The organism is Robertmurraya dakarensis, from assembly GCF_900156875.1.
In the GTDB taxonomy this organism is placed as follows: domain Bacteria; phylum Bacillota; class Bacilli; order Bacillales; family Cytobacillaceae; genus Robertmurraya; species Robertmurraya dakarensis.
In genome coordinates this window covers 3,522,736-3,545,344 of the sequence record NZ_LT707409.1, presented here as the reverse complement: position 1 = coordinate 3,545,344, position 22,609 = coordinate 3,522,736, and the positions used below count along the sequence as shown (strand labels likewise).

Here is a 22,609-nt window from a genome sequence, read left to right as displayed (position 1 = left end):
TTTTATTCAGGGCTTAACAGCTATAAATTCGTCAATAGTTTCAGGGGTGTGTTTACCTTCTTTTCCTTTGAAAACGTCGAGATTAATGGTCACATCCATACAGCCAAGGTATTTTCCATTTTCATCACGCACTGCCATGAACTTTTGGTAAATTTGACCACTTTCTTCACCAGAGCGTTTTGGAAACCAAAATTCCCATTCGTCGCGTGCTCCTGAACGGAAATCATTCAACAATTTTTCAACATGATGAGCCACTTTTGGATGAAGTTCAAGCACATGGCGTCCAATTGCCTCTTTACGACGACCATGGACACGGTCTGGATTATTTGAATACCAGCGGAAAATATCGTTAGCATCGCAAAAGCCCATTTCAAATGGTAAAAGATTGATAATTGAATCCAAAGTGCTCGCTTTAATTGCACCGGTTTCAAAATTTATGATAGCCTCAGGACTAATTAATTCAGACAATTTATTTTCAGACATGTATAACACTCCCTTATGGAAACTCTCTTTATGAAAAGACAAATAATCTTGAGAAAATCCTCTTCTTTTAGGTGAATAATTATCTACCTCATTAATAATGATAGCAATAATAATGACAGCGAGTTGTGATTTATCTCACGAAAATTGTCTTTGATCATTACTTGTAATTAAGGGACTGGTTTAGGAGATCAGGTTAAAAACTTGATCGATAGATAAATAGAGGGAAAAATTCCGCTTAAAAAGTAAATGCATCGAAAATAGCCACTAATAGGCGGAGAAATTCCCTTTATTGACTCAGGAAAATGCGAAAATAGGATATTTTACCTTGGGTAAGCGGAAAATCTCCCCTTATATCTCCTAAAACGAGCATCTTTTTGATTTTAACGGGAAAATCTCCGCTTATATTATTTTTGCCGGTTACTCATTTGAGGATAAGACTTCTTAACACAATCGGATAGGGCAGAATGAACAGTAAGGTTGAACAAAGGTTCAACCCCTTTTTTGTTAAATATGCTCCTAATAAAATCCCCACTTAATCAGCATAATACATTATGAATTCGTGTTTTAAAATATTTTATAAATTTATGAACGTTGATTCAGTCTTATCTAAGGTTAGCTAGATCTAAAATTAAAGTGAAAAGGGAAGGAAGTGATCTTTTGGAAAATGAACATATAAAAAAACCATCATTCAAATATGCGTTATTTATGCTGCTTTCAGCTGTTATTATTGTGGCGACTGGCATAATTGCTTTTGAAGCGCCTATTCAAATTTTAATGTTTATAAGTATGGTTGCATTGATTCCGTTTATGAAAGGGTTAGGGTACACCTATAAACAAGTAAAAAAAGCTATGATGTCTTCAATGAGTAAAGCCTTGCATCCTGGCATTATTCTTTTATCAGTAGGTATTTTAATTGGGGCGATGATAGCTTCGGGCACAGTACCTACTTTAATTTATTACGGAATTAAAATGATATCGCCTCAATTCTTTTTAGTAACAACCTTATTATTTTGTTCGGTTGTATCAATGGCTATAGGATCTTCATGGGGGACGATTGGTACTGCAGGGATAGCTATGATGGCGATTGGTACGAGTTTGGGGATACCACCGGGAGTAACTGCGGGGGCGATTATAAGTGGTGCATATTTTGGTGATAAAATGTCACCTCTATCAGATACGACAAACTTAGCACCAACTGTTACTGGTGGTGATCTATTCACACATATTAAACATATGCTATGGACGACAGTACCTGCTTATATTATTTCCGCAGTAATTTTTACCTTTATTGGGCTGCAATATACTGGGGTTGCAGATGCAGAAAGTGTAAGAGTACTGACAGCTTATTTAAGCGAAACATTCAATCTTGGGCTAGTGTCTATGATTCCTATTGTAGTTTTAATTGCCTTGTTATTAAAAAAGAAACCGCCAATCCCTTCCATCTTCATTGCGTCAGTAGTGGCTGCTCTTGTTGCAACCATCTATCAAGGATTCGGGATCTCCGAAACGTTGAGTATTTTATATAGGGGTTACGTGGTGGAGTCTGGAATTGAAATTGTTGACAATTTACTGCAGCGCGGTGGTTTAACAAGTATGCTTGAACTTATTGCTCTGTTCTTATTTGCACTAGGTCTAGGAGGTATGCTTGCTGAAACGGGAGTATTAGAGGCATTAATTGCTTCTTTTGCAGATAAAATTCAACACACTGGCACCCTGATTTTTGTAACAATCATAGTAAGTTATTCAACACTTGCAATCGGTGGTTCCATTTACTTTTCTTCTGTGATGAGTGGTACTTTAATGAAACCTATTTTCGAAAGATTAAACTTAAGACCCGAAAATCTCTCAAGAACAATAGAAGATTCAAGCACACAGGGTGGTGCATTAGTTCCTTGGACTGGCAGCGGTATTTTCACAGCAACTACACTTGGTGTTGCAACTGGTGCTTATTTTCCGTTCTGTTTCTTGGCTCTGATCACACCGATAGTTGCACTGTTCTACGGTATAACAGGATTAACAATCACAAAACAAGAAGATCCACAGAAGAAGAAAACTAACTATCAAATACGCTCAAAAATAAAGAGCAGACCGAAAGAGGATTTGTAAGTTGTTCAGTCTAATAACAGCCTCTATATTACGGAGAACTGTCATGAAATAGAAGGGTTTTAAAAGAGCTGCCTCATTTTAATGAGACAGCTTCTTTGTATAGCTTATTTTGTATAGTTATCAAAGTATCCTTGAATATAAATCATTGGTGTTCCCTTGTCGCCGCTGCCAGACGTTAAATCCGATAATGATCCAATTAGGTCCGTTAATCTGCGAGGTGTAGTACCTTGTGCTTCCATCGCACCTACTAAGTCTTCGTTCTTGTTCTTAATGTAAGTGGAAATAGCCTGTTTTAACTCTTCGCCGCGAAGATGTGAGAAGTTATTGTCTGCTAAGTATTTTAACTTTACTTCATTCGGTGTACCATCAAGTCCTGCTGTATAAGCGGGTGATACAACTGGATCCGCAAGTTCCCAGATCTTCCCGACTGGATCTTTGAAGGCACCGTCGCCGTAAATCATAACTTCTACATTTTTACCTGTTACTTCTTTAAGTTTTGCTTGAATACCGTCCACGATAGGTTGGCAGTTATTTGGAAATAGCTTTACGCTTTCTTCCGTTGCTTTATTAGATCCTAATAGACCATAAGCTTCGTTAAAGCCGCTGCCATTGACTGATTCTTTCAGAATATCATCAAGTCCAAATACTTTTTCAGCACCATGGTTAGTTAAAATACGTTTTGTTCTGAAGCGTGAGTGGATATCACATGTTAAAACATTCTTTGTATAATCTAAGATAGTCTTTGGATTATTTGAGAAGATAACTTGGCAAGCTGCACCTTCAGCTTCAACTAATTCTTTATAGTATTCGATGTAATCAACACCAGTAAAAGTATGTTTTTTATATCCAAAATGCTCACGGAATTCATCTTCCGTTAATACATCAGTCCACGGATTTACACCCTTTACGTCCAGCTCGTCGATGTCAACAAGGTGGTTACCAACTTCATCAGAAGGATAGCTTAACTTTAAAACAACTTTGTTAGCTCCTCTAGCAATCCCTCGTAAGCAGTTTGCAAAGCGGTTACGGCTTAGGATTGGGAAGGTGACACCAACTGTTTCCTCACCAAATTTTTCTTTTACATCAGCAGCAATATCGTCAATTGTCGCATAGTTTCCTTGTGCACGAGCAACGACTGATTCAGTGATTGTGACAATATCATTATCTTCGATAGAAAAGCCTTCCACCTTTGCTGTATGTAATACAGTATTTACTACGATTTCTTCAATATTATCCCCTTGATTAATGATCGGCCCTCGAAGTCCGCGTACTACTGTTCCGACTACTCTTTGCAACATGATCGCTCCTCTATCAAAGTATATTTATATATTTTAAATACTAATTTTAAATCCTATGTTACTATAACCTTTTAAGTAGTATAAGTAAAATTAATATTCATAATATCGGATATAAGGAGAACTTATATGATTGGATCATTAGATTTATATCGCATATTTAACGTTGTAAGTAAAAATAATAGTTTTTCAAAAGCAGCACATGAGTTATATATGACACAGTCGGCAGTCAGCCAAGCTATATCCAAGCTTGAAAAGGAATTAGATATCCAGCTTTTCTATCGAACATCAAAAGGTGTAGTCTTAACAAATGAAGGAAGCCTGCTAAATGAGCATGTGAACTCAGCATTAGGTATTATTCAGGCAGCAGAGGATAAAATCTTAGAATTTAAATCATTAAAAACAGGAGAATTGCGTATTGGGGTAGGAGACACAATTTCTCGTTATTTTTTATTGCCTTATTTGGAAGAATTTCGCACAGCATATCCTGGTGTTAAATTAACTATATTAAATGGCACAACAACTGAAATCTGTGAGTTTATCAAGTCAGGCAAAGCAGATATAGGGATTTGCAATCTGCCAATCCAGGAGGAAAACCTTCAAGTCATTCCATGTAAAGAGATTCAGGACATTTTTGTTTGTGGTGAAAAATACAAGAAAATAACGGAAAAACCAATTAGTTTGGAATATTTGATGCGAATGCCACTCATTTTTTTGGAAAAAAAATCTAATTCGCGAATTTATGTAGAAAACTTCTTGAAAAAGAGAGGCTTTCAAGTTTCACCAGTATTTGAACTTGGTTCTTATGATTTATTATTAGAATTCACAAAAATAAATCTGGGCATAGCGTGCGTTACAAAGGAGTTTTCAAAGGATTATTTGAACTCAGGAAATTTATATGAAGTAACGCTTGAAGAGACGATTCCAAAAAGGAATATTGGTATATGCTATTTAAGGAATGTCCCATTATCACGTGCTGCAAAGAGGTTTGTGGAAAGAATTAACAATAGTTGAAAGATGTGAAAATACAGCCAAGGTCCTTTTAGTATACAAAAAGGAATAAATGAACTATCTTAGGATAGCGGCTGCGATTTAGAGCATTATAAAAGTGAGGAGGTGGGTTAAGATGATAAACATAACAATTCCAAAGCCAGATGTGACGATTACTAAGAAGGATAATCCTGAATTAAGTAATATATATGGATTTACTGACTTTCATCTTATCTCTAGAGATAAAGGTGGAATCTTTATGTTTTACAACCGTGATAAGGAGTTATTATTCGTAGGCAAAGCGAGGAAGTTAAGACAGAGAATAAAAAAGCATTTTGAGGACAATGTTTCTCCAATAAAGATGCACAGAGACGAAGTAACGAAAATTGCCGTTTGCCTGGTTGAAGATCCTGTACATAGAGAAATTTATGAAACATACATCATTAACGAACTCAAGGCAAAGTACAATGTTGATAAAGTATTTTTTCGCTAAATGAAATTGCTGATTTATTATAGAGAGATAACGATTAACCAAAGCAGAAACCCCGATTTCAGCTTTGGTTTTTTTGTGTTTTACAAAGGAAGTGTGGACTTTTCACTTTTAAATTGTAAATGTATGGAATAATTAAGGTTTCGTTCACTTTTAAATAGGTTATAACTATCATATAATAGTAAATTAATATTTTAATCTTTTGATAATAGTGATACACTATTAGTAGGTATTATTGATCCAGAAAAGATGTATTAACAGGTGGTCCTGGGCTTATTGTGACGCCTAAGCAGGAACGCCCACATCCTTTCTGCAAATCTAAGGGGATAAGGACGGACGGTAAAATGAGCAACGGACATACTAGAACAGACGTTATCTTAATTGGTGCCGGAATTATGAGTGCGACTTTGGGGTCACTGCTGAAAGAATTAAAACCGGACTGGGAAATAAAAGTATTTGAGAAACTTTCAAGCGCAGGAGAGGAAAGTTCAAACGAGTGGAATAATGCAGGAACGGGGCATGCCGCACTGTGTGAGCTAAACTATACTGTTGAGAAAAAGGACGGATCGATAGACATAAGCAAAGCGATCAAAATTAACGAACAGTTCCAGCTTTCAAGGCAGTTTTGGTCATATCTTGTAGATAGTAATCTGATACGTAATCCGAAAGACTTTATTATGCCATTGCCTCATATGAGTTTAGTACAAGGGGAAAAAAATGTAGCTTTTTTAAAGAAACGATTTGAAGCGCTGTCTAACAATCCTTTATTCGAAGGAATGGAATTCTCTGAAGATCCAAAAAAACTTAAAGAGTGGATTCCACTTGTTATGCAAGACCGCACATCGAACGAACCTATAGCAGCAACCAAAATTGACTCTGGAACGGATGTCAACTTTGGGGCTTTAACACGCATGTTGTTTGAACACTTAGAGAGCAAAGATGTCGAGATAAATTACAAACACAGTGTTAACGATATTAAACGCACGAGTGACGGATTATGGGAACTAAAAGTACGTAATCTTGATAGCGGTGCAGTTGAACGTCACACTGCAAAATTCGTCTTTATTGGAGGCGGAGGAGGAAGCCTGCATTTACTTCAAAAGTCAGGTATTCCTGAAGGGAAACATATTGGCGGCTTCCCTGTAAGCGGATTATTTATGGTATGTAATAATCCGGAAGTGGTCGAGAAGCATCATGCGAAATTATACGGAAAGGCTAAGGTGGGTGCTCCGCCAATGTCTGTTCCACATCTTGATACAAGATACATTGATAATAAAAAATCCTTGTTATTTGGACCTTTTGCTGGTTTCTCGCCAAAGTTCTTAAAAACGGGTTCGATGTTCGATTTGGTTACTTCGGTAAAACCGGATAATCTCTTAACGATGCTGGCAGCTGGTGCAAAAGAGATGGCACTGACAAAGTATCTCATTCAGCAAGTGATGTTATCGAAAGAACAGCGCATGGAAGAGCTTCGCGAATTTATTCCGAATGCAAAAATTGAAGATTGGGATCTAGTGGTTGCAGGCCAACGTGTGCAGGTAATTAAGGACACAGAAGCTGGAGGCAAAGGAACCCTTCAGTTTGGTACGGAAGTTATCACAGCTTCTGATGGATCAATTGCAGCTTTATTAGGTGCTTCACCAGGTGCTTCAACTGCTGTTCACGTTATGATTGAAGTTCTTAAAAAATGTTTCCCGCAATATATAGCAGAATGGGAACAGAAAATTAAAGAAATGATTCCTTCTTATGGCGTGTCGCTAATGGAGAATCCTGACCTTCTTCATGAGATTCATAATTCAACTGCACAGACACTAGGCCTAGAAGAAAAGAAACCAACAAATCCAAAAATCAATACACGCGTATTACAAGAAGTATAAACTGCCATTCTGGCACTTTATGCTTCTTTTTTTAGCGGGAGAATGATTTCTTAATAGATGAAGGCCAAAAACGAATGGAAACTAGGAAAATAGCTCTCATTCATGTGATGAAGACCAAAAAGCGGGTAGAAAACTAGAAAAAAGGTTTTCATCGAAGTGATGAAGACCAAAGAACGGTTAAAAACTAAGAATAAGGCTTCCAATCCTTTGTTATGAGAATCAAGAAGGTGAATTGTTATTTAAGGTCACTGTGTACACAGTGGCCTTATGAGCTCCTTAGAGGAAATAATCTATATATTGAGTCCGTGTCCTGGTGAATGATTGCTGAGGTAAAAGGTTCTTATGCTTTGTCCATCAGGGCTCATGATTAATTCTAACTTATAAGGGATTTCTTTAATGTAAAAATATTCTGGGACATACTCCTTGCCTAGAGCCCGTATGGTTCCTAACGCTAATAGCCCTTCGGCACTTATTCCAACCAGGAAAGTGCATCTTTTTTTTGATAGTTCTACTGACTTTTTTTTATGATGATCAGTTGCTTTCAATTGATAGCTTACGGTAATCACATATGGCGATGCGGAATTTTGATCTGAAGGAACTTCACAGGTCATATCAACGTGGTCTGCATGATCTTGATCAGCAAGCCAGTATTTATACCAAAAATGGTGACCGACTAATTTTCTCCTTTGTTGTTCTCCAATAAAAACATGCTCAAACCCTGACAAATCCCTTCCGTTGTCCCAGTTAAATTGCCGAAACCAAAGATGATGCAGTTGGTGGTACCACTGTTGATCATCAAAATTTTTATTAAGCTTTTCCATTAGAAACTTCCTTGCTATTTGAACAGGCGGAGAGAGGGAGGCCATCATTAAGAATTCGGAGGCTTCCTTAAACTCATATGCAGTATTTATCTCCTTGCTTTTTTGATTCAAGGTGTAATTATCAAAAAGCTTTTCAATTAACTCATAGCTTTTTCTTTTTTTATCGGGTATATGAACTTCCCTTAAAATACGGTGGTCAGGACTACAAACTTGCGTATCGACCATAACGTATCCCTCGGAATAATTTCTATTTTCCAAAGGGGAAATAGGACGAAGACCACTGTGCTTCGTATCGCATTCCCAAATCTGTTTGTAAATATCCAAATCCTCTCCTCCTAAGATTATTAATTCAACCTTGGTAATGCTTAAGTTATACAAAAATGCTTTTTTTAATAATTTTGGTTGTTAAATTGTTATTTATGAATATTTTTTCACTCATTTGGAAGGGTAATAAATCAAAAGAAGTGATCTATGGAGGATAGATAAACGATATTTCTTTGGAAATAATGATTGTTCTCCTTGTTTATTCTGAAAAAACATCATAAACAACAAGTTAATAGTTAAAAGTACGTTTAAATTAATTATCTTTTTCTATACAAAAAAAGATTGAAAAGCGGAATATAAATAAGGTAATATTATTATACGGTCATCAGATGACCGTATAATTAAGTTATTTTTTGACAGCGCTTTCTTAAATGGGGGAAAGTGTAAAAAGGGGAGATTTGAATTGTTATTAGTTGCTTTAAGTGCAATTATTGCACCGTTTATTATGCTGGTACTATTAAAAATGCCAGCCGCAAAAGGGATGACAATAAGTGCAATTATTGTTATTTTATTAGCATTTTCTCTTTGGGGGATGGAAACAAATATTATCCTGTCATCAATATTACAGGGTACCCATAAAACGTTTACGATATTATGGATATTATTTGGGGCATTAGTGCTTTTGAATACGCTTCGAAATACTGGTGCTATCACAAGGATTAACCAAGGATTTCAGTATATTTCTGCTGATATGAGAGTACAGGCGATTATTGTTGCTTTCTTGTTTGGTTCATTAATTGAAGGGGCAGCAGGATTCGGTACTCCAGCAATGGTAACCGGTCCGCTCATGATCGCATTAGGTTTTAACCCAATAGCTGCGGCAACACTTGCTTTGGTTGCTGACAGTTCAGCTGTTATGTTTGGGGCAGTAGGGACACCAGTTGCGGTAGGATTAAGTAATATTCCTGGTGCAGATACTCCATTCTTTCATGAAATAGCGCAAACGATTACATTTATTGATTTATTTGCAGGGACATTCATTCCATTGATTTTAATCGTTCTTTTAACTAGCTTTTTTGGCAAAGGTAGAGGGCTTAAAGATGCGATTCCAATGATTCCTTGGACATTATTCGTTGGGATTGTGTATACAGGATCTGCTTACCTTTATGCAAATTTATTCGGACATGAATTCGTATCCATTTTAGCTGCGTTAACAGGTTTAGTTGTGGCAGCGTTTACAGCTAAAAAAGGTTTTCTATTGCCAAAAGTGGAATGGACAGACGCTATGCAGGAAGGTTTCAAGGTGGATACAGAAAAATCAAACATGGGCCTTATTACTGCGTGGTCGCCATATTTAGTTGTAGTTGGACTATTGTTATTAACAAGAATCGTACCATGGTTAAATGAATTCACTAAAACAGCCATTAATTTATCTTGGAATAACATATTAGGTGTTGAAAAAATCAGTTCAGCATGGGAGTTTTTATATTCACCTGGAACAATTTTAACAGTGTCAGCTATATTTGCATTTATCATTCAGCGAAAGTCGTTTAACACATTTACAAAAGCAGCAAAAGAATCGCTGGGATCAATGAAAACAACGACTATTTCATTAATTGCAACGCTTGCAATGGTACAAGTATTTAGTAACTCAGGATTAAATGCCAGTGACCTTGCAAGTATGCCGCAATACATCGCAGAATCATTTGCAAGCAGCTTAGGATCAATTTGGATATTTGTAGCACCGTTCCTTGGTGAACTAGGTGCATTTATAACAGGTAGTGCAACCGTTTCTACACTGACATTCTCACCAATTCAGTATAATGTAGCAAGTGAAATCGGTTTGGATCAAAATATTGTTTTGGCGGCCCAAATAATTGGTGCAGCTGCTGGTAATATGATTTGCATTCATAACGTAGTAGCAGCCAGCGCAGTTGTTGGTTTAGAGGGTAAAGAAGGGGAAATTATTCGTAAGACATTAATCCCTGCAATTATTTACGGTTTATTAATTGGAACTGCAGGATTCTTCATCTTATAAAACTATTTCAGAAAAAAGTTTTTATAAAAGACTTAGGGTCATTTCCTAAGTCTTTTATTTCTAGAGAAAATACTATAAATACATTGAAAAACCTGTATAACAGTCGACTATACTTGTTATATGTTTAAATATTTTAAAAATAATGAATTTTAGTACTAACAAAATTATTGTTGTAATCAAAATTTTACTTTGCTAAAATAACGTTGAAGTAGTTTAATTTCGAAGGGGGAGATATTACATGAAAATAAAAAAGAATAGTCTCTTGACTGTAAGCGTTTTATTCGTAGTCAGTTTACTATTGGCTGCATGCGGCGGTGGAAGTGATAACGCTGAGGGCGGAGATACAGAAGGAAATAAAGATGGACTAGAAACGAACATTGTAACGATTGCAACTGGTGGTTCTTCAGGTCCATATAACATTATCGGAACAACATTAGGTAATGAATATACAGAATTATACGGCGTTAATTCAAAGCCGCAAACTACTGGAGCATCTGTTGAAAATATTAACTTAATTAAAGAAGGAAAAGTTGAAATGGCCTTCGTTATGAGTGATGTTTTAACAGAAGCAGTAACAGGTACTGGAAACTTTAGTGAGCCAGTGGAAGAAGTATCGCAAATGGCTGTACTATATCCAAACTTCGTTCAAATCGTTACAACAGCTGATTCTGGAATCAAGACGATTGAAGATTTAAAAGGCAAGCGTGTTGCAGTTGGTGACCAAAATTCTGGTGTTGAAATCAATGCGCGCAACTTACTTGCTGGTCATGGCATCACATATGATGACATTAAAGTAGACTACTTAGGATATGCAGAGGCTGCTGATGGATTAAAGTCTGGTACAGTTGATGCAGCGTTCTTAACAAGCGGACTTCCAAACGCATCAGTATTAGAGCTATCAAAAACACTTGATATTAATTTAGTATCAGTAGATCCTGCAAACATTGAAAAGATTGCGGAAGATCAAGAATACTTCGTAGCAATTGATATTCCTGCAGACACTTATGGAAATGCAGAAGCGATTCCTACTGCTGCAATTATGAATGCGCTTGTAGTTAGAAGCGATTTAAGTGAAGATGATGTTTATAAATTAACAAAAACATTCTTTGAAAGCTTAGACAAATTGGGCAATGCACACCAAGCAGCAACTGAAGTTTCACTTGAAGCTGCACAAAAAGGTATGGTTGCACCCGTACATCCAGGAGCACAAAAATATTACGATGAACAGTAAACGTTTCATTGTAGGGAGCACTTTTTTAGCAGTGCTCCTTATTCTCCTTTTTTACAAGATTTCTGCCATTCAGGTATCTTATTCTGATCATCATTTTTATTTAAAGGATAAAACTTTTGAAATTGGCTGGATTCATTCTGTTGAAAAAGAACCTTGGTTTGAAAAATATGAACTGAGAAATGATGATCTTTATTTAGTTGAAACACGATTTAAAACTTTCGGTGCCGGTACCCCCTCTACAGGTGAAATTATCCCTTCCAATGATGGTTTTGTGCATATGAGGATGAATCGCAAAATGGAAGCCATCCATCTAGTTGTCTCGGAAAATATCAAAACAACACTATACACAGAACAATCGAACATTCCTTTATACAAACTTACTGAAAAGTATGGGGCGATAACGATTGAAAGCAAAAAACTTCCGCTGTGGCGGTTACTAGAGGTGATGACAAGTGACAGATTCAAAGAAGCAGAATAATAGGGTGGAAGACAAAGATGTCATTACGGAAGAAAAACAAGCGGAAATACTGGAGAAATTTGATACTGAATCAAAAGTAAGAAAATTCAGCAGTAAAAAGGTTGTTATTGTTGTTTCCGTATTTGCCATCCTATACTCGCTCTTTCACTTATATATTACATTCAATCCAATGCCAACGCTGCAGGCAAGGGCCATCCACGTATCGTTTGGTATTGCTTTAATATTCTTGCTGTACCCAACGACGAAAAAACAAGACCGCAGTAAGATAGCTTGGTATGATTGGATCTTATTCTTATTAGCGCTTGCTTCAGCAGGATATTTAATTAAAGAATATACTGCGATTGCGACAACACGTGGTGGTATCCCTAATACAATGGATATCGTGTTAGCCATTACAACCGTTATTCTTGTTTTAGAAGCGGCACGAAGAGTAACAGGTATTATTTTACCTATCTTAGCGTTAGTTTTCCTTGCCTATCCATTTGTCAGCCATATGGACTGGATGCCAGTTAAAATGATGACGCGTCCGTACGATTTAGGCGATATTTTTGGACAGCTTTATTTGAAAACAGAAGGACTATATTCAACAGCGATTGGTGCTTCTGTTAACTTTATTTTCTTGTTTATTTTGTTTGGAGCATTCCTGGCAAAGTCCGGTATGGGACAGTTTTTTAATGATTTAGCTTTGGCGATGGCCGGACATAAACAAGGCGGACCTGCTAAAGTTGCGGTAATTTCAAGTGGTTTTATGGGAAGCATTAACGGAGCAGCTGTAGCAAATGTTGTGGGAACAGGTGCTTTTACCATTCCATTAATGAAAAAGATCGGTTATTCGAAAAATTTCGCAGGTGCGGTAGAAGCCAGTGCATCTGTTGGTGGGCAAATCCTGCCGCCAATCATGGGAGCAAGTGCTTTTATCATGGCAGAAACTACAGGTGTTGCTTACGGAACAATCGCACTAGCTGCATTGATTCCTGCAGTATTATATTTTATGGCAGTTATCATGCAGGTTCATTTTAGAGCCGGCAGACAGAATTTAAAAGGTATTCCAAAGGCCGACCTTCCACAATTAAAGGTCATAATGAAGGAAAGAGGGCATCTATTGCTGCCAATCGTCTTCTTAGTTGTATTGTTATATCAAAGTATTCCAATTGGACACGCAGCTTTCTATACGATTGTATCTACGGTCATTGTGGCAGCGTTTAAAAAGAGTACTCGTATGTCTATTAAGGATATCCTAGAAGCGCTGGACAGCGGCGCAAGACAATCACTATCCGTAATGGTTGCCTGTGCTGTTGTTGGGATTATTATTGGGGTAGTAAGCTTAACAAGCTTCGGAAATGTCATGACTTCTTCAATTGCAAGCCTTGGTGCAGGTTCATTATTCTTAACATTGTTCTTTACGATGATTGCATCAATGGTTTTAGGTATGGGTCTTCCATCCATTCCGGCTTATATTATTACAGCGACAATGGCAGCTCCTGCATTAGCAGAGTTCGGAATTCCGATTCTGGTTGCCCATATGTTTGTGTTCTACTTTGGTATTTTTGCCAATATTACACCTCCAGTAGCTCTTGCAGCTTTTGCTGGTGCAGGGATTTCAGGTGGAGATCCAATGAGAACGGGCTTCACTTCATTAAGGCTATCAGTAGCTGGATTCCTAATACCATATTTATTTGTATACAATCCTGCCATGATGATGATTGATACAACTGGGGTTGGTATAAATTCAAAAGAGTTTCCAATGGCGCCAGTTTTGGACATTGTTTTAATTACCATCACTGCGATTATCGGAATTATTGCATTGAGTGCTGCGGTTGAAGGATACTTTAAAACAAGCTTGAATCCTTTTATCCGTTTAATATTAGGCGCAGGTGCATTGATGATGATTATACCGGAAACATTTACAGACATTGCTGGTTTGATCCTTGTTGCAATTATATTTGCTTGGGATTACCTCAAAGATAAAAAAGGTCAGCAAAATATTAATATAGGTGCGTAAAAAAAGAGGGGAATCGTGTTTGTTACGATTCTCCTCTTTTTTCCGTATATGAAAATTTCATTCGTAACTTTACTTAATCTTCCATAGTAGACAAGTCGCCAGTCGGCAGTCCAAGCTCCCAAGCTTTCAAGACGCGGCGCATGATTTTTCCTGAACGAGTCTTTGGAATTGATTCGCGTACTTCAAATAGGCGGGGTGCTGCATGGGCAGCCAGCTTGTGTTTAACAAAGTTTCTAATTTCCGTTAATAGCTCGTCACTTTCGACATATCCTTCACGTAAGGTAATGAATGCCTTAATGATTTCACCTCGAACAGGATCTGGTACGCCGATTACACCAGCCTCTTTAACAGCAGGGTGCTCAACTAGTTTACTTTCAACTTCAAATGGACCCACCCGTTCTCCGGATGTGTTAATCACATCATCAACGCGGCCTTCAAACCAAACATATCCATCTTGATCCATATAAGCAGAGTCACCAGTGATAAACCAGCCGTTTAAAAAATATTGCTCATAGCGATCAGGGTTATTCCAAATCGTCCGAACCATAGCCGGCCATTTTGGTTTAATTGCCAGATTACCCATATGGTTAGGAGGCACTTCATTGCCATGATCATCGATAATGCTCACCTGTATCCCTGGAAGAGGCTTCCCCATTGAACCTGGGCGAATAGGATTACAGCGGAAGTTTGCACAAATTGCAGAACCTGTTTCAGTCATCCACCAATTATCATGAATGCGCAGATTTAAGGTCTCCAGACCCCAGCGGATAACTTCTGGATTTAAAGGTTCGCCTGCTGATAATACATGGCGTAGTTTGGAAATATCATATTTCTTTGGCAGTGTATCTCCATTTCCCATTAGTAATCTGAAAGCCGTAGGGGCACTGAACCAAACAGTGACACCGTATTTTTCTAATGTAGCAAACCACTCATCAGCATCAAAACGGCCGCCGCGAAGAACATTTGTAACACCATTTAACCATGGTGACCACATACCTGCCGATGTTCCTGTTACCCAGCCAGGATCCGCCGTACACCAGTAAACATCATCTTCTTTTAGATCGTAGACCCATTTGCCTGATAAATATTGGTGAACCATCGCATCATGGACTTGAAGAACTCCTTTAGGCTTTCCAGTAGAACCTGAAGTATAGATAAGGAGCATTCCATCCTCGCGATCTACCCATTCAATAGTATACTCTTCAGAGCCATTCATTAAGTCTTGGTATAACAATTGATAGTCTTCAGTTGCTTTATCCGCTCCAACTAAAATAACGTTTTGTAAATTAGGCAGTTCCTTTACAGGTATTCTTTCTAAGAGTTCTGGTGTCGTTACAACCATTTTTGCGCCGCTGTCTAGTAATCTATCTTTAACGGCTTCTTCCATGAAAGCCTCAAACATCGGGCCAGCAATTGCCCCAATTCTAATAATACCTAACATAGCAATGTATAGTTCCGGGCTTCGCGGCATAAAGATGAAGACCCTATCCCCTTTTTCAACTCCTTGTGAACGGAGACCATTTGCAAATTGTGTAGAAAGCACGCTTAAATCTTTGAAAGTATATACTTCATTCCGTTCTGTATCACTGTAAATAAACGCCGTCTTGTCTCCTTTTCCTTCATCGACATGTCGATCAATAGCCTCATAGACCATGTTAACTTTTCCAGTTTTAAACCATGTAAAATGCTGCTCGATATCTTTCCAGTTCATTTCTTTTACAGTTTCTTCATAGTTTTTAAGGTTTGCTTCACGATCAATCGTTTCAAGTCCCATCATTTCTTGAGAGCTTTTCATTATATGACCTCCTATTCATGTTATATAACAACGGATGTTTTATTTATATATTATACAACAATAATTCGGAATTTCTATAATTTTAAACAAAATTTTGAAAATTTTTTACCTGTAAAAAATTAATGTATTGAAACGAAGGGGTTCTCTAGGATGATTTTGAGATTAATTTTTGCATGAGTAGCATGTGTTTAATAAAAATTCAACAACCAAAGAATGCTGAGGGGAAAATAAAAAAAGCTCCTAAAAAGGAGCTTTTGTCGCCAACATTACAGAAGCAAGAATGCTAGCACACTTCCAGTTGTGATGAGTACGGCGGAAAACTTAATGAATGGTGAGATTTTTTCGTTCGTCTTTTCATTCACTTTTTTTTCCTGTTCATTCACAACCTTTCGATATTCTGGACTGCAGCAGCCCATTTAAGCTACTCTGTTCCAATCTGAAATATCTTCATCAAGCGGTAAATTATTGGCCCGTGCCTTTTTAGCAGCGTTGAAGAATAGCAGGACAAGGACAATTGCACCGATAAAGCCGCCGTACCAAGATGTGTTCAAGGATAGGCCGAAACCGATCTGTGCATTTAAAATATAGGTGATGACCATCACTAGCATGAAAGTTCCAGGTACAAGTGCAACCCAGTAGTTTTTCTTTGCGATGTATAAATACATAGCACCTACAAACAGAGCAATAACAGCTGTTGCTTGGTTAGCCCAGCTAAAGTATCTCCATAAAATATTAAAGTCGATTTGAGTAAGAACCACTGAAACAGCAAATAGTGGTATAGCAATCCATAGACGGCTTGAGATTTTCTTTTGTGCAATGTTAAGGTATTCTGCAATGATCATACGAGCACTGCGGAAAGCAGTATCGCCTGAAGTGATCGGTAATACAACTACTCCAAGTACAGCAAGTGTTCCGCCAATTGCTCCAAGCATTGTTGTTGAAACTTCACTTACAATCGCACCAGGACCGCCTGCTGCAAGAACATCGCTTAATCCATTATATCCATCAAATAAACTCATCGCGGCTGCAGCCCAAATCATCGCAATGATTCCCTCAGCAATCATCATTCCATAGAAAATTTTACGGCCTTGCTTTTCCTTTTGAGTAGTACGAGAAATGATGGGTGTTTGTGTTGCATGGAATCCTGATAAAGCACCACAAGTAATGGTGAAAAATAATAACGGGAAAATCGGTGCATTGTCAGGATGGAAGTTTGATAGAGAAAGTTCAGGGATTGGTGCACCCTTCACGATTAAACCAATACCAACTCCAAGGGCACTAATTACAAGAACAGCACCGAAGTATGGGTAGACGCGACCGATAATTTTATCAACTGGCAGTAATGTTGCCAAAATATAATATAGAAAAATAACTGCAATAAGGATGCCCATAGCGACTTTGCCATCCATTAAAAGGTGTAACAGACTCGCTGGTGTTGATACGAATACTGTACCTACTAATAAAAGAAGCAGGACAGCAAAGGCGTTAACAACATGTTTCATTACTTTTCCTAAGAACTTGCTCGCAAGCTCCGGTAAATGAGCCCCTCGGTTACGGATGGAAATCATTCCTGTTAAGTAGTCATGAACAGCCCCCGCAAAAATACAGCCGATGACGATCCAAATAAAAGCTACAGGTCCGTATAGAGCTCCCATAATTGGGCCAAAAACTGGGCCTGTACCGGCAATATTTAATAGTTGGATCAGAGAGTTTTTAGGTGTACTCATGGGTACATAGTCCACACCATCATTATTTACATAAGCCGGTGTTGCACGGTCTTCTTTGACTCCGAATATTTTTTCAATAAACTTTCCATACGTGAAATAACCTATGATTAACAGGACAATACCTGCTAGAAATGTATACATTTATTCTCCCCCTCTACAGTGATTACGCTTTCAAAAATAGTATAGTAGACAGCAAGATTACGATGGGAGTTTTTAGACTAAAAAGTCGAAAACTTAGGTTAACATGCTCCATATAGGGATTAAGATGTAATAATAACGAATGATATTTTAGCTTCATCGAAATTAGTAAGTTTTATCTTAATAATATGGGACAAGTACCGCTGCAATCTCTTCCCCTCCTTCATAGACTGCTAATAAAAGTTTAGAAGGGAAGGGATAAAATTGTTTGGTTTTTCAATGGTGCAAATGGTTAGAGCAAATGCAGACAAGCTCGAACGTTCGCTGCGTGAAGAAATACTAAACCTTTATAGACCATTTAAGTGGACGCCTTGCTTTTTGCATCGTTATTTCGAGGGTTCTCTTAAAAAGAGAAAAAAGCTTTCCGTTATTATCGAGTTTGAAAAGGGCTGCTATGAAAAGGGTTGTAATGAAATAGAGACGGTGATGAAGAAGCATGTAAAAAATAATATAAGAGTTCATTTCTCGAGGGTTTCCTGCTGCAGTGCTGATATTACCCCAAATGGCTTAGAGGACATGTTATCCAGCTGCCGTCATATTAAAAAGATTTATTTGAATAGGGAAGTAAAAGCGTTTTTGGATGTAGCGGTAGAATCCGCGAGAGCAAGGAATGTAGTAAGGAGAAATCAGAGATTAACAGGAAAAGGAGTAAAAATTGCGATTATTGACACAGGGATCTATCCGCATCAGGATCTATCCGGAAGAATTACAGATTTTGTTGATTTTATTAATAATCGAACAGACCCATACGATGATAATGGACATGGGACACATTGTGCAGGAGATGCTGCTGGAAATGGTGCAGCCTCATCGTCTAGATATGCAGGACCAGCTCCAGAAGCAAATCTAGTCGGGGTTAAGGTGCTCGATAAGTTAGGATCGGGATCCTTAGAGACCGTCATGTCAGGAGTGGATTGGTGCATTCAGTACAATGAAGATCCTTCTGCCGAGAAAATTGATATTATCAGCATGTCTTTAGGAAGTTCCGCGCAGAATTTTGGGGATGATATCAATGACCCAATGGTGCAGATAGTGAATGCAGCTTGGGATGCGGGAATTGTTGTATGTGTAGCTGCTGGGAATGAAGGGCCAAATAGCGGTACGATTGCAAGTCCAGGTCTTAGTGAAAAAATTATTACAGTCGGAGCCTTGGATGATATGGATACAGTTGAAACGAGAAATGATGATGATGTTGCTAGTTTCTCCAGCAGAGGACCAACTATTTACGGAGATAAGAAACCGGATATTTTAGCACCAGGGGTAAATATCGTCTCGTTAAGAGCACCAAATTCGTATTTGGACAAACTTCAAAAGACAAGCCGCGTAGGAAATGATTATTTCAGCTTATCTGGAACATCAATGGCCACACCTATCTGTGCAGGAATAGCGGCACTTATAAAGCAAAATAACCCAGAATTACCTCCCAATAAGGTAAAGGAATTATTGATGTCAGGTGCTGATTTATGGCGAGATAGAGAACACAATATATATGGTGCAGGTTATATTAACGCAGAACGTTCCATTCCTGGAGACTAATATGTACTCCAGGTTTTTTCTTTGCGCTGTTGAGTATTGAGCAGACTAAAAGTAACATATGGGGAAAGGAGTTGGAATTATGTCAAAACCATATGAATTGGCAGCCTTTGCAGGCGGATGTTTTTGGTGTATGGTATCGCCATTTGATGAACTGCCGGGAATCACTGAAGTGATCTCTGGTTATACTGGCGGCCACAAAGAAAATCCAACCTATGAAGAAGTTCATTCAGATGCTACCGGCCACTATGAAGCGGTCCAAATCACATTTGATCCAGAAAAGATACCTTATCAAAAAATAGTTGATTTATTTTGGCAGCAAATAGATCCGACAGATGAAGGGGGGCAATTCAGTGATCGGGGAACTTCCTATAGGACGGCGATTTTTTACCATAATGGGCAGCAAAAGAAAATCGCAGAAAGCTCCAAAGAAAAGCTATCTCAAAGCGGCAAGTTCAGTAAACCTATTGTAACGGGCATTCTGCCGGCAGGTCCTTTTTATCAAGCAGAGGAGAAGCACCAGCAGTATTATAAGAAGAATCCTTTTCACTATAATCTTTATAAAGAGGGGTCTGGACGGGCATCTTTTATTCGAAGTTATTGGAAAAAGCATAAAAGTGATGAGGAATTACGACAAGAATTGACTCCATTACAGTATGAGGTGACAAGAAATAATGGAACGGAACCGCCCTTTCAAAATGAATACTGGGATCATACTGCGGAAGGAATTTATGTGGATATTATTTCAGGAGAACCTTTGTTTAGTTCTGCTGATAAGTATGATGCCGGTTGTGGGTGGCCGAGTTTTACAAAGCCGTTAAGACGTTCAGAGCTGAAAGAAAGCTTCGATACTTCACATGGAATGAGAAGGATTGAAATAAGAGCGAAAACGTCAAAATCCCATCTTGGTCATGTGTTTGATGATGGTCCTGGTCCTGATCGTGCCCGTTATTGTATCAATTCAGCAGCACTGCGATTTATTCCAAAAGAAAAACTTGCTGAGGAAGGCTATGAGGAGTTTAAAAGTTTATTTTAATAATTTTTAGGCCGCTATTTGTTTAAAATAGCGGTTTTTTAAGTGTTCATTCAGTAAATATAATTTTAAAAATATTCGTTAAAATCAGAGGATTTGTGAGGAAATAGGGGGATTTTAATAGAATTGACAGCTGTAGGTGGGCTCAACCTCGTTAAATCGATTATTTATAGAGTCAGCCTGTTTTATCCGCTTTGACGACCATGTTGATTCACGTTAACATTATAATTGTTAAGAAAATTGGAAAAAGGAGGATAAAAAACCTTACATGACTATTAAAATATCAGAGTCAAAGTCTGATACAACTACTACTATTTGTTTTCGTGAACCAACGAAAGAAGATGGAGCAAAAGTTTGGGAGCTTATTAAAAGCACTGGGAATTTAGACCTCAACTCAGCCTATTCTTATTTAATGTTTTGCGAGTTTTTCTCCGACACCTGTGTGATTGCAGAGGAAAATGATCAAATCGTCGGCTTTGTGTCCGCTTTCCGTCCGCCTCCTTCTAGTGATGTCGTCTTTGTCTGGCAAGTGGCAGTACACGAATCACAACGAGGAAAAGGGATAGGGAAAAAGCTCTTGAAAGAGTTATTGAACCGAAAAAGTTGTGAAAATGTTCACTATCTGGAAGCAACGGTCACACCATCAAACATCGCATCCCAGTCCCTATTTAAAGGATTAGCAAAGGATCGCGATTGTGCCTGCGAAGTCTCAGCTTGTTTTGAAGCTGAATTATTTCCGGAAACCGGACATGAAGCCGAAGAGACATATCGAATTGGTCCTTTTTAAAAGAAAACTACTGGGTTCCATGAGGAAAGGACAATTATCGACAAAAAATATTGAATATTCTGAAAGGTTGTGTTTGAATGGTAGCGGTAAAAGAAATAGATTCACTTTTAGGAGTATTTGAAAATTTGGAGTCAGAAGTGCGCAGTTATATTCGCAGCTTCCCAACCACATTTACGAAAGCAAAGGATTCTACGATGTGGGACGCAAATGGGAAAGAGTATATTGATTTCTTTGCAGGTGCAGGTGCACTAAACTATGGCCATAACAACTCAAAAATGAAAGAAAAATTAGTGGAATATATTATGGATGATGGAATTACTCATAGTCTTGACATGGGGACAACAGCTAAAGCTGAGTTTTTGGAAGCGTTTAATGAAGTCATCTTAAAACCCCGAGAACTAGAGTATAAGGTAATGTTTCCTGGTCCTACCGGAACGAATACGGTAGAAAGTGCATTAAAACTGGCTAGGAAAGTGACTGGCAGAGACTTAGTAATAAGCTTTACAAATGCCTTCCATGGGATGACGATCGGATCACTCTCAATAACTGGTAATTCATTCAAACGTCATGGTGCGGGAATTCCGCTTCATAACAGTGTCGCTATGCCATTTGATCGGTATTTAGGCGATGATGTTGATACTGTTGATTACTTGGAGCGTTTTCTTGAGGATAACGGAAGCGGTGTTGCATTGCCGGCAGCAATTATTTTGGAAACCGTTCAAGGTGAAGGCGGTTTAAATGTAGCCAAAAATGAATGGTTGAAAAGAATTGAGGAGGTCTGCCGAAAGTGGGACATCTTGTTAATTATTGATGATGTTCAAGCTGGATGCGGCAGAACTGGCACATTCTTTAGCTTTGAAGAAGCTGGGATCAATCCAGATATTGTTTGTTTATCAAAATCAATTGGTGGTTATGGACTTCCGATGGCGCTGACCCTAATTAAACCACAATATGATGTTTGGGGTCCTGGAGAACATAATGGTACATTCCGTGGAAATAATTTAGCGTTCATTACTGCAAAAGAGGCCCTTGTTTATTGGGAGTCAAAGGATTTTAGCAAGGATGTTCAAGAAAAAGGCGAGCTAGTTGGTGAATTTTTAGAAAAGCTGGCTTCTAAATATCCGGAAATACAAGGAGAAGTTCGCGGCAGAGGGCTAATGAGGGGAATTGCATGCGGCCTCGATGGGATTGCCGATAAAATCTGTAAAAATGCCTTTGAAAAAGGCGTTATTATGGAAACTTCCGGACCAAACAGTGAGGTCTTTAAAATCATGCCTCCATTAACGATTGATCGTGAAGAATTGTTACGCGGGTTTGAAATTGTGGAAAGCAGTGTAAGTGAAAGCTTGCAAAAATAGAATGGTTGATAGTGTCAAAATTTACGGACACTTATGCCAGGTTTTTTCAGAATAGAGGGACATTCCAAAGAATCACTGCTGCAATGTTTTTTATTCACCTAAA

The 22,609-nt window shown here is 38.1% G+C and carries 17 protein-coding genes; 12 read left to right on the top strand and 5 right to left on the bottom strand.

All coding sequences use genetic code 11. From position 1 onward, the window contains the following. Window positions 1-6: 6 nt before the first annotated feature. Window positions 7-483, bottom strand: a complete 477-nt coding sequence (locus CZ487_RS25640; RefSeq protein WP_077215183.1) for a PAS domain-containing protein — start codon at window positions 481-483, stop codon at window positions 7-9. Between the two features lie 657 nt (window positions 484-1,140). On the opposite strand from CZ487_RS25640, the gene nhaC reads away from it, so the two are divergent. After that, window positions 1,141-2,589: a Na+/H+ antiporter NhaC gene (gene nhaC, locus CZ487_RS25635; protein WP_077215182.1), complete on the top strand. Its 1,449-nt coding sequence runs from the start codon at window positions 1,141-1,143 to the stop codon at window positions 2,587-2,589. Between the two features lie 104 nt (window positions 2,590-2,693). On the opposite strand, the gene CZ487_RS25630 is transcribed toward nhaC, so the two are convergent. After that, on the bottom strand, window positions 2,694-3,884 hold the full coding sequence (locus CZ487_RS25630) for a coenzyme F420-0:L-glutamate ligase (protein WP_077215468.1): 1,191 nt from the start codon (window positions 3,882-3,884) through the stop codon (window positions 2,694-2,696). A 129-nt stretch (window positions 3,885-4,013) separates the two neighbouring features. Here CZ487_RS25630 and CZ487_RS25625 point away from each other — a divergent pair, with 129 nt between their 5' ends. From CZ487_RS25625 to CZ487_RS25615, 3 genes are all read left to right on the top strand, one after another. Continuing rightward, window positions 4,014-4,898: a LysR family transcriptional regulator gene (locus tag CZ487_RS25625; RefSeq protein WP_077215181.1), complete on the top strand. Its 885-nt coding sequence runs from the start codon at window positions 4,014-4,016 to the stop codon at window positions 4,896-4,898. A gap of 112 nt (window positions 4,899-5,010) precedes the next feature. Next, window positions 5,011-5,367 (top strand): nucleotide excision repair endonuclease, encoded by a 357-nt coding sequence (locus CZ487_RS25620; RefSeq protein ID WP_077215180.1) that lies wholly within the window; start codon window positions 5,011-5,013, stop codon window positions 5,365-5,367. Window positions 5,368-5,708: 341 nt separating this feature from the next. Continuing rightward, window positions 5,709-7,241: a malate:quinone oxidoreductase gene (locus CZ487_RS25615; RefSeq protein WP_077215179.1), complete on the top strand. Its 1,533-nt coding sequence runs from the start codon at window positions 5,709-5,711 to the stop codon at window positions 7,239-7,241. Between the two features lie 290 nt (window positions 7,242-7,531). Here CZ487_RS25615 and CZ487_RS25610 read toward each other — a convergent pair whose 3' ends face one another. After that, the gene (locus tag CZ487_RS25610; protein ID WP_077215178.1) at window positions 7,532-8,386 is read right to left on the bottom strand and encodes a hypothetical protein; all 855 of its coding nucleotides are present in this window, start codon (window positions 8,384-8,386) and stop codon (window positions 7,532-7,534) included. 403 nt (window positions 8,387-8,789) lie between these two features. Between CZ487_RS25610 and CZ487_RS25605 the strand changes: the two genes are divergently transcribed. From CZ487_RS25605 to CZ487_RS25590, 4 genes are all read left to right on the top strand, one after another. Beyond that, on the top strand, window positions 8,790-10,364 hold the full coding sequence (locus CZ487_RS25605; protein WP_272914219.1) for an L-lactate permease: 1,575 nt from the start codon (window positions 8,790-8,792) through the stop codon (window positions 10,362-10,364). Between the two features lie 238 nt (window positions 10,365-10,602). Next, the gene (locus CZ487_RS25600; RefSeq protein ID WP_077215177.1) at window positions 10,603-11,595 is read left to right on the top strand and encodes a TAXI family TRAP transporter solute-binding subunit; all 993 of its coding nucleotides are present in this window, start codon (window positions 10,603-10,605) and stop codon (window positions 11,593-11,595) included. Then, complete coding sequence (locus tag CZ487_RS25595; RefSeq protein WP_077215176.1) at window positions 11,585-12,073, top strand: DUF1850 domain-containing protein; 489 nt, start codon at window positions 11,585-11,587, stop codon at window positions 12,071-12,073. The genes CZ487_RS25600 and CZ487_RS25595 overlap by 11 nt, the downstream gene beginning before the upstream one ends. After that, window positions 12,048-14,075 carry a TRAP transporter permease gene (locus tag CZ487_RS25590; RefSeq protein WP_084783389.1) on the top strand — a complete coding sequence of 676 codons (2,028 nt, stop codon included), beginning with the start codon at window positions 12,048-12,050 and terminating at the stop codon, window positions 14,073-14,075. The genes CZ487_RS25595 and CZ487_RS25590 overlap by 26 nt, the downstream gene beginning before the upstream one ends. Before the next feature lie 73 nt (window positions 14,076-14,148). Here CZ487_RS25590 and acsA read toward each other — a convergent pair whose 3' ends face one another. After that, window positions 14,149-15,870, bottom strand: coding sequence for an acetate--CoA ligase (gene acsA, locus CZ487_RS25585; protein ID WP_161949687.1), 1,722 nt, complete (start codon window positions 15,868-15,870; stop codon window positions 14,149-14,151). A gap of 416 nt (window positions 15,871-16,286) precedes the next feature. Continuing rightward, window positions 16,287-17,738, bottom strand: coding sequence for a carbon starvation CstA family protein (locus CZ487_RS25580; RefSeq protein WP_077215175.1), 1,452 nt, complete (start codon window positions 17,736-17,738; stop codon window positions 16,287-16,289). Window positions 17,739-17,999: 261 nt separating this feature from the next. Between CZ487_RS25580 and CZ487_RS25575 the strand changes: the two genes are divergently transcribed. The 4 genes from CZ487_RS25575 (at window position 18,000) to ectB (ending at window position 22,506) form a co-directional block, all read left to right on the top strand. Next, on the top strand, window positions 18,000-19,331 hold the full coding sequence (locus tag CZ487_RS25575; RefSeq protein WP_077215174.1) for a S8 family peptidase: 1,332 nt from the start codon (window positions 18,000-18,002) through the stop codon (window positions 19,329-19,331). 79 nt (window positions 19,332-19,410) lie between these two features. Then, window positions 19,411-20,364 (top strand): peptide-methionine (S)-S-oxide reductase MsrA, encoded by a 954-nt coding sequence (msrA, locus tag CZ487_RS25570; RefSeq protein WP_077215173.1) that lies wholly within the window; start codon window positions 19,411-19,413, stop codon window positions 20,362-20,364. 265 nt (window positions 20,365-20,629) lie between these two features. Further along, window positions 20,630-21,148 (top strand): diaminobutyrate acetyltransferase, encoded by a 519-nt coding sequence (gene ectA / locus CZ487_RS25565; protein WP_077215172.1) that lies wholly within the window; start codon window positions 20,630-20,632, stop codon window positions 21,146-21,148. Between the two features lie 77 nt (window positions 21,149-21,225). Continuing rightward, entirely contained in the window at window positions 21,226-22,506 is a 1,281-nt protein-coding gene (gene ectB, locus CZ487_RS25560) for a diaminobutyrate--2-oxoglutarate transaminase (protein WP_077215171.1), read from the top strand. The last annotated feature ends 103 nt before the right edge of the window (window positions 22,507-22,609 follow it).